This window comes from Halomonas chromatireducens (assembly GCF_001545155.1).
Classification (GTDB): domain Bacteria; phylum Pseudomonadota; class Gammaproteobacteria; order Pseudomonadales; family Halomonadaceae; genus Halomonas; species Halomonas chromatireducens.
Genome location: NZ_CP014226.1, coordinates 625,480 through 637,742 on the forward strand (window position 1 = coordinate 625,480; position 12,263 = coordinate 637,742).

Consider the following 12,263-nt stretch of genomic DNA (forward strand, 5'->3'; position numbering starts at 1 on the left):
TGGGTACAGGCTACATCCGCACCTTCTTCGCTGTCGCCATGGGATGAAAAAAAACACGCCGACCAGTGGCCGGCGTGCAGAGTTTTCCAAGCATCGGGAAAGAAAGCATCGGGAAAGATCAGACTTCCTTGTAGAGCTCGGCACCCTCCTTCCTGAATTTTTCCGCCTGCTCCTCCATGCCTTTCATCACCGCTTCCTGATCGCCATCGAGGCCGTTGTCCCGAGCGTAGTCGCGCACTTCCTGGCTGATCTTCATGGAGCAGAACTTCGGCCCGCACATGGAGCAGAAGTGCGCCACCTTGGCGGAGTCCTTGGGCAGGGTCTCGTCGTGGTACTCCCGGGCGGTGTCGGGATCCAGGCCGAGATTGAACTGGTCCTCCCAGCGGAACTCGAATCGCGCCTTGGAGAGGGCGTTGTCGCGGCGCTGGGCGGCCGGGTGACCTTTTGCAAGGTCTGCAGCATGGGCGGCGATCTTGTAGGTGATGATGCCGGTCTTGACGTCGTCCTTGTTGGGCAGGCCGAGGTGCTCCTTGGGCGTGACGTAGCAGAGCATGGCGCAGCCGAACCAGCCGATCATCGCCGCGCCGATGCCGGAGGTGATGTGGTCGTAGCCCGGGGCGATGTCGGTGACCAGCGGGCCGAGGGTGTAGAAGGGCGCTTCGTCGCAGTACTCCAGCTGCTTGTCCATGTTCTCCTTCACGAGATGCATGGGCACGTGGCCGGGGCCCTCGATCATTACCTGGACGTCGTGTTTCCAGGCGATATGGGTCAGCTCGCCGAGGGTCTTGAGTTCGGCCATCTGCGCCTCGTCGTTGGCGTCGGCAACCGAGCCGGGACGCAGGCCGTCACCCAGGGAGAAGGCCACGTCGTACTGTTTGCAGATCTCGCAGATCTCCTCGAAGTGGGTATAGAGGAAGCTCTCCCGGTGATGGAACAGGCACCACTTGGCCATGATGGAGCCCCCGCGGGAGACGATGCCGGTGACACGCTTGGCGGTCAGCGGCACGTAGCGCAGCAAGACGCCGGCGTGGATGGTGAAGTAGTCCACGCCCTGTTCGGCCTGCTCGATCAAGGTGTCGCGGAAGACTTCCCAGGTGAGGTCCTCGGCCACGCCATTGACCTTCTCCAGCGCCTGGTAGATTGGCACCGTGCCGATGGGCACCGGAGCGTTGCGGATGATCCACTCGCGGGTCTCGTGGATGTTCTGGCCGGTGGAGAGATCCATGATGGTATCCGAGCCCCAGCGGATGCCCCAGGTCATCTTGTCGACCTCCTCCTCGATGGAGGAGGTGACCGCCGAGTTGCCCAGGTTGCCGTTGATCTTCACCAGGAAATTGCGGCCGATGATCATCGGCTCGGACTCCGGGTGGTTGATATTGCAGGGGATGATCGCCCGCCCGGCGGCCACTTCGGCACGCACGAATTCCGGGGTGATCTCTTCCGGCAGGCGTGCGCCGAAGCCCTGGCCCGGGTGCTGATGGCCGAGAATCCGCTCGACTTCCTCGGTACCGAGCGCCTGGCGGCGCTGATTCTCGCGAATGGCGATGAACTCCATCTCCGGGGTGATGATGCCCTGGCGGGCGTAGTGCAGCTGGGTGACGTTTCCTACCCGGCCATCTTTTGTAGGGAGTGCGCGCCGTGGCGTGCGCTTCAGGTCGAAGCGCAGCTGGGCCAGCATGGGGTCGTTGGCGCGGCGCTTGCCGTAGTCGGAGGTGGGGCCATCGAGGAATTCGGTATCGCCACGCTCCTCGATCCAGGCGCGGCGCAGCTCCGGCAGGCCACGGCGCAGATCGACGCTGATTTCGGGGTCGGTGTAGGGGCCAGAAGTATCGTAGACCAGCAGCGGCGGGTTCTCTTCGTCCTCGCCGGAGGTCTTGGTCGGGGACAGCGGTATCTCGCGGAAGGGCACGCGAATGTCGGGGCGTGAGCCTTCGATATGGACCTTGCGTGAGCCGGGCAGCGGCTGGATGGCGGCCTCGTCGACCATGGCGGTATCGGCGAGGAAGTGCTGGGTCTTGCTCATGGAGTGTTCTCCCTAGGGTATTGCGGCTGTTGTGCGTTGTCAGGGAGGACAGCTGGGAGGACAGGGGCAGAGCGGCCTTGGCCTCTCTGCGTGTCGCTTGATCCCTACGCTGGTCCTAGCCAGTTCAGGTTCAACGGGATCCATGCTCCATCGCCGGCTGGCGCTGCATGATCTCAGCCGTTTTCAACGGCACCCCGTCAAGCGTGGTGGTGCCCGCCATCATCGGCGGGCAGGTTCGTCGCCGCTACGTTTCTGCCTCAAGCCCGGGGCTGATCCGGTGACAGGTCTGCGAGGGGGCGCTGTGAACCCCTCCCTGGGCGCTACCGATTCCATCCCTGGAATAGGACCCCCTCTTAGACCTGTCTCCGGCGCCCCTCACGTCTTCGCAGCGGCAACGGTCTTGCATGGCTGTGGGCTAGTCCGCGCGGTCCAGCCCCATCTGCCAGAAATCGATCTCCAGTCGCGTGGCATCGCGGAATACCTCCGACAGCTCCTGGAAGCGCGAAGGGGTGACGTCGGCCAGTCGCGCATCGAGCCACTCCAGCTCGGTACGCATGGCGCCCTGGAACTCTTCGCCTTCGTACATGGCGATCCAGGCGTCATAGGGGTTGGCCTCGCCGCGGACGGTGTCCGGTCGGCCATTCAGCCAGTTGGCGATCTCGCCGTAGCCGATCAGGCAGGGCGCCAGGGCCACGTGCAGGTCGAGCAGGTCGCCGCGATTGCCGGTTACTTCCGCACCTTCGAGCAGGATGCCATGGGCGCCGGGGGCATCGAGCGGCGTGGCTACCACAAGCCGATCATGATCGCCGGCAGCTACGGCAGCATTCGCGATGGCCATGTCCAGAAGGGCGTGATTCCCGTCGGTGGCAAGCTGATCGTCATGGGTGGCCCGGCCATGCTGATCGGCCTGGGCGGCGGCGCCGCTTCCTCCATGGCCTCGGGTACCTCGAGTGCCGATCTCGACTTCGCCTCGGTGCAGCGCGAGAACCCCGAGATCGAGCGCCGCGCCCAGGAGGTAATCGATCGCTGCTGGGCCCTGGGCGAGGCCAACCCCATTCGCTTCTTCCACGACGTGGGCGCAGGCGGCCTCTCCAATGCACTGCCGGAGCTGGTCAAGGACGGCAACCGTGGCGGGCGCTTCGACCTGCGTGCCGTGCCCAATGCCGAGCCGGGCATGAGTCCGCTGGAGATCTGGTGCAACGAGGCCCAGGAGCGCTATGTGCTGGCGGTGGCGCCGGAGGACCTGGAGACCTTCGATGCGCTCTGTGCGCGGGAGCGATGCCCGTACGCCGTGGTCGGCGAGGCCATTGAGGCCCATCACCTGGAAGTGCGCGACGGCCATTTCGAAAGCCAGCCGGTCGACCTGCCCATGAGCGTGCTGTTCGGCAAGCCACCAAAGATGCAGCGCGAATTCGAGCGGGAAAGCCGGGATCTGTCGGGTGTGATGCTCGACAACCTGGACCTGCGCGAGGCGATGGAGCGCGTGCTGCGCTTGCCCACCGTCGCTTCCAAGGGCTTCCTGATCACCATCGGGGACCGCTCCATCACCGGCATGGTGGCCCGCGACCAGATGGTCGGCCCCTGGCAGGTGCCCGTGGCCGACGTGGCGGTGACCACCGCCAGCTACGATACCCATGCCGGGGAGGCCATGGCCATGGGCGAGCGGCCGCCGGTGGCGTTGATCGATCCCGCCGCCAGCGCACGACTGGCGGTCGCCGAGGCGATTACCAACCTGGCGGCGGCGCCCATCGCCAAGCTGGGTGATATCAAGCTCTCCGCCAACTGGATGAGCGCCGCCGACCACGTCGGCGAAAACCAGGCGTTGTACGACGCTGTCCATGCCGTGGGGATGGAGCTCTGCCCGGCGCTGGGCATTGCGATTCCGGTGGGCAAGGACTCCATGTCGATGCGTACCGCCTGGACGACGCAGGACACCAAGGGCGAGCCGGAAGAGCGGAGTGTCACCTCGCCGCTCTCCCTGGTCGTTACCGGCTTTGCCCCGGTTACCGATGCCATGGCCACCCTGACGCCGCAGATCAACCTGGAGCAGGACGAGTCCGACCTGATCCTGATCGACCTGGGCGCTGGCAAGAATCGCCTGGGCGGCTCGGCCCTGGCCCAGGTCTATGGCCAGGTGGGTGATGCCTGCCCCGACCTGGACGACCCGGAGGACCTCAAGGCGTTCTTCGCGGTGATCCAGGGCCTCAACCGTGACGGCAAGCTGCTCGCCTATCACGATCGCAGTGACGGCGGGCTTCTGGTGACGTTGCTGGAGATGGCCTTTGCCGCCCACGCTGGCCTGGAGATCAAGCTCGACTGGTTGATCGACGAGCCGGCCGACGCCGTGGATGCGCTGTTTGCCGAGGAGCTCGGTGCGGTGATTCAGGTTAATCGCCAGTACACCGAGGAAGTGCTGGCCCAGTTCGCCGGCGCGGGTATCGAGACCTGCGGCGTCATTGCCCGGCCGCGCTACGACGATCAGGTCCGCGTGACCCTCTTCGAGGAGCCGCTGCTGGAGACCACGCGGCTGCTGGCCCAGCGCACCTGGGCCGAGACCAGCTACCGGATGCAGGCACTGCGCGACAATCCGGAGTGCGCCAAGAGCGAGTTCGATGGCCTGCTCGACAGCCGCGACCCGGGTCTTTCCGCGAGTCCTGCCTTTGACGTGGATGAGGATATCGCCGCGCCCTACGTGAATACGGCTCGACCGGCGGTGGCAGTCCTGCGCGAACAGGGCGTGAACGGCCAGCTGGAAATGGCCTGGGCCTTTGACCGTGCGGGTTTCGAGGCCGTTGACGTGCATATGAGCGATATCCTCGAGGGGCGCGTCGGTCTCGAGTCGTTCAAGGGCCTGGTTGCCTGTGGCGGCTTCTCCTATGGCGACGTGCTGGGCGCCGGCGGCGGCTGGGCCAAGTCGGTACTGTTCAACGAGCGGGCTCGCGAGCAGTTTGCCGCCTTCTTCGCCCGGGACGACAGCTTCGGCCTGGGCGTCTGCAACGGCTGCCAGATGTTCGCCCAGCTGCGGGAGCTGATTCCCGGCACCGAAGACTGGCCGCGCTTCGTGCGCAATGAGTCCGAGCAGTTCGAGGCGCGGGTGGCCATGGTCCAGGTGGAGAAGAGCCCCTCGATCCTGCTGGCTGGCATGGAGGGCTCACGCCTGCCGATCGCTGTGGCCCATGGGGAGGGGCGTGCGGAATTCCGCGACAGCGCCCACCTGCGCAGCATGCAGGTCGGGACCCAGGTGGCGCTGCGCTACGTGGACAACTACGGGCAGGTGACCAGCCACTATCCGGCCAACCCCAACGGTTCACCCTCCGGCATTACCGGTCTGACGACGCCGGATGGCAGGGTAACGATCATGATGCCGCATCCGGAGCGGGTGGTCCGGGCCGTCACCAACTCCTGGCGTCCGGCGGAGTGGAGCCAGGAAGGCGCCTGGATGCGGCTGTTCCGCAACGCTCGGGTCTGGTTGGACTGACAGGCATCAGTGAAGCAAGGGCGCGAAACAAGTGCGTGAAAAGAATGAGGCGACCGTCAGGTCGCCTCATTCGTTTTTGTGGTGGATTGTGACTTGCAAGATACGGGTTCTATGACGCCATCATTGTCAGGTCCAGGCAGCTTCGGCTACTCATGAAACCCTCAAGTACGGCATGTTCCGCCTGCTTTTGCTTGATGATGACCGACATGGCGGGATAGAGCGCCGGTATAGCGGTGGCCTCGCGGAGATGCTGGTGAAACCGCAGCGAGTACTTCGCATCGATGATGGCCTGTTCCAGGACATCGCTTGCCATGTCCGGACTACAGATGAAGTAGGGCTGGGCGGCGCTGGGCTGCTCTCCGCGGGTGGGCAATTCTGTCAGCCCATCCGACAGCCCAAGCTGACGGGACACGCGTTGCAGCTCTTCGATGCGCATCTCACACTGGATGCCCAAGGATGCCATCAGGCGGCTTACCGAAGTATCGAAGGTCAGGAAGCTGAAGGCGAGCTGGCGGTAGCGGGATAGCTCGGCTTTCTCATGGGCCTCGGCCAAGGTCAACAATTCATCCAGTACCAATACGAGCCTGGCGATCTTTGTTCTAGTTTCAGGCATGGCAGTGTCCTCTAAACGGGGTAGGGCAGCAGCGTCCTTTCATGGAAGGAGACTGGCGACCGTATTGCCCGTTTTACATGATTTGCATCAACTGCCACGACGTTTTTAAGCGCTGTGGCAACGATTCCATTCGCTGGGTATTACGAAAACCATTACCACCATCCCCCATTGCCCGATGAGTGGACTACGGCTTTCGTCTGACACGGCTCTAAACTTCCACTATAGACGAGCGCTGGGGAAGCCGCCTATCGAGAAATAAAACAGTTGTTTGAATAGTGCGCTGAAAGCCGCCAAACTATCGAAAAGCGCTTGAATGGAAAGACGATATGGAAAATGAAATTTTTTGTGACCGAGTGGTGCTTACCTTTTCGCACCATGTGGCCGAGGTGACCCTGAAGCGTGCGCGAGAGCACAATGGGCTCGATTGGGCGATGATCGACGGCCTGCTCGCGGCGCAGCAGCGCCTGACCGAGCTCGATGGCCTGCGTGCCGTGGTGCTGGCTGGAGAGGGCAAGAGTTTCTGTGCGGGACTCGACATGGCGGCCATCATGACGCAGCCACAGCGATTGTCCTCGCTACTGGCAGCGGATGAGCGGGGGGTCAATCCGGTACAGCGCCTGGCGCTGGGCTGGCGTGACGCCGGGGTGCCGGTGATTGCCGCCCTGCATGGCCATGTCTACGGTGGCGGCCTGCAGATTGCGCTGGGGGCGGACATCCGGGTGGCTCACCCCGACGTCAGCCTGGCGCTGTTGGAAATCGTCTGGGGCATCATTCCGGATATGGCAATCAGTGTGACGGCGAGTGATATTCGGACGGACGTCCTGCGTGAGCTGGCCTGGACGGGGCGCAAGCTGGATGGGGCCGAAGGCCTGGCGCTCGGCATCGTGACCCGGCTTGCCGATGATCCGCAGGAAATCGCCCGGACTATCGCGGCTTCGGTCGCGGCGCGCTCGCCAAAGGCGGTGGCTGCCGCCCGCGAGCTTTTCACGCTTGCCCCCGGGCTTCCTCAGCGGGAGCGGCTGGCTCTAGAAGCGCGCCTGCAGGGTGGCCTGCTGGGCGGCGAGGAGCAGATGGAGGCCGTGGCCGCCCGAATGGAGGGCAGAGAGCCCCATTTCCCTTGAGGCCGAGTCAAGCCTGACGATGGCTGGGTTGACCGGGTAAGATGGCGGCTTCGTGCCGCCATGCCTGACCTGCCCATGTTGATCTGCCAATGACGTTGTCGTCCACTGTCTCGCCGCCTGCCCGTCAACCTGCGTTGCGCCCCTACCAGCAGCAGGCGGTGAAGCGGGTCGTTGAGCACTTTCGCGCAGGCCACGAGCCGGCCGTGGTGGTGTTGCCCACCGGCAGCGGCAAGTCGCTGGTGATCGCCGAGTTGGCGAGGCTGGCCCGGGGGCGGGTGCTGGTGCTCGCTCACGTGCGTGAACTCGTCGTACAGAACCATGCCAAGTACCAGGACTACGGGCTCGAGGCCGATATCTTCAGCGCCGGTCTCGGGCTCAAGGAGAGCGCCCGCCAGGTGGTGTTCGGCTCGGTGCAGTCGGTGATGCGCAACCTCGACCGTTTCGCCGCTGGCGATCACCCCCGTGGCGCCTTCACCCTGCTGGTGATCGACGAGTGTCATCGTGTCTCCATGGACGAGGATTCGAGCTACCGCCGGGTGATAGACCGGCTGCGCCGGCACAATCCGAGCCTCAAGATCCTGGGCCTCACGGCGACGCCCTACCGGCTGGGGCAGGGATTCATCTACCACCGTCACCATCACGGCATGGTGCGTGGTGACGACGACTGCTTCTTCCGAGATTGCGTCTTCGAGCAACCCCTGCGACTGATGGTCAAGCAGGGCTATCTGGCTCCACCGGCACGTGTCGATGCGGCGCTTTTCAAGGATGGTAAAGAACTGCGCTATGATTTCTCGGCGCTTCGGCCTGCCGACGGCGGGCTATATCGGGAAGACGAGCTGAATCGAGTGGTGGCTGCCAGCCGTGCGACCCCGGGCATCGTCGCCGAAGTCATCGAGCGTGCCCGGGAGCGGCAAGGGGTGATGCTGTTCGCCGCCACGGTGGCCCATGCCGAGGAGATCCTTGGCTACCTGCCGGCTGGTGAGGCGGCGCTGATTACCGGCGAGACGGCATCGCAGCAGCGCGAGGCGGTCATCGCCGCGTTCAAGGCCCGACGGCTCAAGTTCCTGGTCAACGTCGCGGTGCTGACCACCGGTTTCGATGCCCCCCACGTCGACCTGATCGCCATCCTGCGGCCTACCGAGTCGGTGAGCCTCTATCAGCAGATCGTCGGTCGCGGCCTGCGGCCTTCGCCGGGCAAGCGCGACTGTCTCATTCTCGACTATGCCGGTAATTCCTGGGACCTCTACGCACCCGAGGTGGGTAGCCCCCGCCCGGCCTCGGATACCGAGCCGGTGCAGGTCGCATGCCCCGCTTGCGGCCACGCCAACCTCTACTGGGGGCGGCGCGACGGCGAGCTGGTCATCGAGCACTTCGGGCGCCGCTGCCAGGGGCTGATCGACAACCAGCAGTGCGACTTTCGCTTTCGCTTCAAGGTGTGTGGCGACTGCGGCGCGGAGAACGATATCGCCGCCCGGCGCTGCCATGGCTGCGACACCCTGCTGGTGGACGCCGACGACAAGCTGAAGGAGGCGCTGCGCCTGAAGGATGCCCGGGTGCTTCGCGTCAGTGGAATGCAGCTCGAGGCGACCGTGAACGGCCGTGGCCTGCCGCGGCTCAAGGTGACCTACCATGACGAGGACGGGGCGAGCCTGAGTGAATGGTTCGCCCTGGAGACCCCGGCCCAGCGCGCCGCCTTCGGCGCCGTGTTCCTGCGCGACCACCTGCGCGCGCCCGGAATCCCCTGGCGTCCGACTTCCCCGTATGAGGTGGTGGCCGAGCAGCGTCGCCTGCGGGCACCGGACTTCGTGGTGGGGCGCAAGATGGGCCGCCACTGGCAGGTGCGTGAGAAGCTGTTCGACTACACCGGGCGCTATCGCAAGGCTGAGGCGGCGGAATAGAGGAGAGCATCTAGATTGGAGCAAGGTGCGCCGGGGGCAGGCTGAAGAGGAGGTCCGATTCCAGGGATGGAATCGGTAGCGCCCAGGGAAGGGTTTACAGCGCCTCCTCGCAGGCCTGTCGCCGGAGTAGCCCCGAGCGACGTGGAAGTTGCAGCCTCGGAGAGTGTCATGCTGTCTCTCGTTCCACCATCTTGCTAGACTGCCCCGTTGATCGACTCTTCCCCCGAGAGGCCAGCCCCGCGTGAGCGAGACGCCCCAGACGGACGCGCCTGAACAGCGTGACATGCCGGATGCCGCCGTTCCAGCGGAGGCCCTGGCGCGGCTGTTCGACGAGCCGATCACTGAGCTGCCGGACGATCTCTACATTCCGCCGGAGGCGCTTCGGATATTCCTCGAGGCCTTCGAAGGCCCGCTGGACCTACTGCTCTACCTGATCCGCCGCCAGAACCTGGATATCCTGGCCATCAACGTGGCCGCCATCACCCATCAGTACATCGAGTATGTGGAGCTGATGAAGGCCATGGAGATCGAGCTGGCCGGGGAGTACCTGCTGATGGCCGCGATGCTGGCCGAGATCAAGTCGCGTACCCTGTTGCCGCGGCCGGCCAAGGCGAACGGCGACGTCGAGGAGGACGACCCGCGGGCCGAGCTGATCCGTCGCCTGCAGGAGTACGAGCAGCTCAAGAGTGCCGCCGAGGCGTTGGCCGAGCTGCCGCGGGTGGGGCGCGACTGGTTCCCGGCCCGCGCCACGTTGCCGCCGCTGCAGGCCCGGGTGCTCCATCCCGACGTGGAACTCGATGAGCTGCTCGGTGCCCTGGCCGGCATCCTGCGGCGCGCCGAACTCAATCAGGCGCACCATATCGGTCGCGAGACGCTCTCCACCCGGGAGCGGATGCTGGCGATCATGGAGCGCCTGACCCACGAGCACTACACGCCCTTCGAAGCGCTTTTCACGCTGGAGGAGGGCAGGTCCGGGGTGATCGTCACCTTCATGGCCATCCTGGAGCTGGCCAAGGAGGCCATGATCGAGATCGTTCAGAATGCGCCGCTCTCGCCGATCCATGTGCGGGCGCGAGCGCCGCGAGAGGAGGCGGGTGAGACGGCCTTCGACGATGAGGGAGCCGATGTCGAAAGCCCCTATGATGTCGAGAGTCCCTTTGAAGAGGAGGTCGACACGCCGCAGGAGGGAGGGGCATGAGCGCCATGGAATTGCCGGACAGCCTCGACGAGATTCTCGAGGCGGCCTTGCTGGCGGCAGCGGAGCCGCTGTCGCTGGGGCGTCTCGAGGGCCTGTTCGACGACAACGAACGACCGCCGCGCCGCGCCCTGCGTGAAGCGCTGGAGCGCGTCGAGGGGCGCCACGAGGCAGGGGCCATGGAACTGATCGAGACCGCCTCCGGCTACCAGCTGCGTATCCGGCCGCGTCTCTCCCCCTGGGTCTCCCGGCTGTGGGACGAGCGGCCCCAGCGCTATTCGCGAGCGCTGCTCGAGACCCTGGCGCTGATCGCCTATCGGCAACCGGTGACCAGAGGCGATATCGAAGAGGTGCGGGGCGTGGCGGTGAGCAGCTCGATCATGCGCACGCTGGCCGAGCGGGGCTGGATTCGCGTGGTCGGCCACCGGGATGTGCCTGGCCGGCCGTCGGTCTATGCCACCACCCGTTCGTTCCTCGACGATTTCGGACTCAAGACCCTGGACGAGCTGCCGCCCATGCATGAACTGAAAGGGGTCGCTGAGCCCTTCTTCGAGGACGAGGCGCCGCCTCCGCCCAGCCCCGTGCTGGCCCAGGCCGACGAGCCGGTCGAAGAGGACGAGGAGGACCCCGGCGACGGCAGCGAAGCGGTTGCTGGCGCGGTGAGCGGTGAAGCGCACGAAAGCCAGGAGGAGACAGCGCTGGCGGCCACGCGGGAAACTGGCGAGAATCACGACACGACGGCCGGGATGGCCGACGCGACACACGCCGGGAAGGCGTCCGACAGGCCCGGGCTGAGCTTTGCCGATCTGGAAGCCCGCCTGGCCGAACGTGCCCGCACCAGCGTCGATGATGACGGCGGAGCGGGGGCGGAATTCACACCTGATGAGACATCTGACGAACCATGACGACCACCACGGAAAAACTGCAGAAGGTACTGGCCCGCGCCGGGCTGGGCTCGCGTCGCGAAATGGAAACTGCCATCGCGGCGGGTCGCGTCAAGATCAACGGCAAGGTGGCCACCCTTGGCGACCGCATCGAGATGCGCGACCGGGTCAGCTTCGATGACCGCCCCGTCACCCTGCGTGGCGTCGAGGAGACTCCCCGGCGGGTGATCATGTATAACAAGCCGGAAGGCGAGCTGTGCACCCGCAAGGACCCGGAAGGGCGGCGTACCGTGTTCGAGCGCCTACCGCGCCTGAAAGGCGAGCGCTGGGTCGCCATAGGGCGCCTGGACATTAATACCAGTGGCCTGTTGCTGTTCACCACCGACGGCGAGCTGGCCAACCGACTCATGCATCCTTCCACGCAGGTGGAGCGTGAGTACGCCGTGCGGGTCATGGGCGAGGTGAAGAAGGAGCAGGTCGTGGCCATGGTCCAGGGCGTCATGCTCGAGGATGGCCCGGCACGCTTCACCGATGTGCAGGAGTTTGGCGGCGAGGGCATCAACACCTGGTTCCACGTGGTGATCACCGAGGGGCGCAATCGCGAAGTGCGGCGGCTGTGGGAATCCCAGGGGCTGACGGTGAGCCGCCTGAAGCGTGTGCGCTACGGCAATATCTTCCTCGACAAGCGGGCCAAGGCCGGGGAGTGGGTGGAGCTCTCCCAGGCCGAGATCGACGACCTGGCCGAGAGTGCGGGCCTGGCTTCGCGCAAGGTCCCGGAGCTGACGCCCGACGAGAAGAACCGCTGGAGCCGCGACAAGAACAAGCGTCGGCCGGTACAGGCAATGCGTAAGCCGAAGAGCCCTCGCGGCCGCTGAGCCGGTCGGCGGGAAGCCGTTGGACAGGCTGCCAGAAACCCCTTGCTTTCAGGGGGCTGGATAGGTAATATCTGCCCCCGTTCGGACGGGTCGTTAGCTCAGTTGGTAGAGCAGTTGGCTTTTAACCAATTGGTCGTAGGTTCGAATCCTACACGACCCACCATCTGAACCTGTAT

7 protein-coding genes, 1 tRNA gene, 2 pseudogenes and 1 riboswitch are annotated in these 12,263 nt (G+C 65.0%); of the genes and pseudogenes, 7 read left to right on the forward strand and 3 right to left on the reverse strand.

Features of this window, described 5'->3' with window-relative positions; genetic code table 11:
* Nucleotides 1-118 precede the first annotated feature (118 nt).
* Nucleotides 119-2,023 (reverse strand): phosphomethylpyrimidine synthase ThiC, encoded by a 1,905-nt coding sequence (thiC, locus tag LOKO_RS02970; RefSeq protein WP_066444841.1) that lies wholly within the window; start codon nt 2,021-2,023, stop codon nt 119-121.
* An 84-nt stretch (nt 2,024-2,107) separates the two neighbouring features.
* Nucleotides 2,108-2,230, reverse strand: a riboswitch (TPP riboswitch).
* A 208-nt stretch (nt 2,231-2,438) separates the two neighbouring features.
* Nucleotides 2,439-2,750: pseudogene (locus LOKO_RS02975) on the reverse strand (thiaminase II/PqqC family protein); the annotation flags it as partial.
* Between LOKO_RS02975 and purL the strand changes: the two are divergent.
* Nucleotides 2,670-5,501, forward strand: a pseudogene (purL, locus tag LOKO_RS02980) (phosphoribosylformylglycinamidine synthase); the annotation flags it as partial. The pseudogenes LOKO_RS02975 and purL sit on opposite strands and share 81 nt — an antisense overlap.
* Nucleotides 5,502-5,610: 109 nt before the next feature.
* On the opposite strand, the gene LOKO_RS02985 reads toward purL, so the two are convergent.
* Nucleotides 5,611-6,114 carry a hypothetical protein gene (locus tag LOKO_RS02985; protein WP_144439601.1) on the reverse strand — a complete coding sequence of 168 codons (504 nt, stop codon included), beginning with the start codon at nt 6,112-6,114 and terminating at the stop codon, nt 5,611-5,613.
* A 326-nt stretch (nt 6,115-6,440) separates the two neighbouring features.
* Here LOKO_RS02985 and LOKO_RS02990 point away from each other — a divergent pair, with 326 nt between their 5' ends.
* The 6 genes from LOKO_RS02990 (at nt 6,441) to LOKO_RS03015 (ending at nt 12,250) form a co-directional block, all read left to right on the forward strand.
* The gene (locus LOKO_RS02990) at nt 6,441-7,235 is read left to right on the forward strand and encodes a crotonase/enoyl-CoA hydratase family protein (protein ID WP_066444846.1); all 795 of its coding nucleotides are present in this window, start codon (nt 6,441-6,443) and stop codon (nt 7,233-7,235) included.
* Between the two features lie 89 nt (nt 7,236-7,324).
* Nucleotides 7,325-9,133, forward strand: a complete 1,809-nt coding sequence (radD, locus tag LOKO_RS02995; RefSeq protein ID WP_066444847.1) for a DNA repair helicase RadD — start codon at nt 7,325-7,327, stop codon at nt 9,131-9,133.
* A 241-nt stretch (nt 9,134-9,374) separates the two neighbouring features.
* Nucleotides 9,375-10,331, forward strand: coding sequence for a segregation and condensation protein A (locus LOKO_RS03000; RefSeq protein ID WP_066444849.1), 957 nt, complete (start codon nt 9,375-9,377; stop codon nt 10,329-10,331).
* Nucleotides 10,328-11,233: an SMC-Scp complex subunit ScpB gene (gene scpB / locus LOKO_RS03005; protein ID WP_066444850.1), complete on the forward strand. Its 906-nt coding sequence runs from the start codon at nt 10,328-10,330 to the stop codon at nt 11,231-11,233. The genes LOKO_RS03000 and scpB overlap by 4 nt, the downstream gene beginning before the upstream one ends.
* Entirely contained in the window at nt 11,230-12,087 is an 858-nt protein-coding gene (gene rluB, locus LOKO_RS03010; protein ID WP_066444851.1) for a 23S rRNA pseudouridine(2605) synthase RluB, read from the forward strand. Before scpB ends, rluB begins: the two co-directional genes overlap by 4 nt.
* Nucleotides 12,088-12,174: 87 nt before the next feature.
* Nucleotides 12,175-12,250 (forward strand) — tRNA-Lys (locus tag LOKO_RS03015).
* Nucleotides 12,251-12,263 lie beyond the last annotated feature (13 nt).

What these genes read in the sequence shown, in the direction of transcription:
- thiC (WP_066444841.1), bottom strand. Translation starts at nt 2,023, where the DNA reads ATGAGCAAGACCCAGCACTTCCTCGCCGATACCGCCATGGTCGACGAG.
- LOKO_RS02985 (WP_144439601.1), bottom strand. Translation starts at nt 6,114, where the DNA reads ATGCCTGAAACTAGAACAAAGATCGCCAGGCTCGTATTGGTACTGGAT.
- LOKO_RS02990 (WP_066444846.1), top strand. Translation starts at nt 6,441, where the DNA reads ATGGAAAATGAAATTTTTTGTGACCGAGTGGTGCTTACCTTTTCGCAC.
- radD (WP_066444847.1), top strand. Translation starts at nt 7,325, where the DNA reads ATGACGTTGTCGTCCACTGTCTCGCCGCCTGCCCGTCAACCTGCGTTG.
- scpB (WP_066444850.1), top strand. Translation starts at nt 10,328, where the DNA reads ATGAGCGCCATGGAATTGCCGGACAGCCTCGACGAGATTCTCGAGGCG.
- rluB (WP_066444851.1), top strand. Translation starts at nt 11,230, where the DNA reads ATGACGACCACCACGGAAAAACTGCAGAAGGTACTGGCCCGCGCCGGG.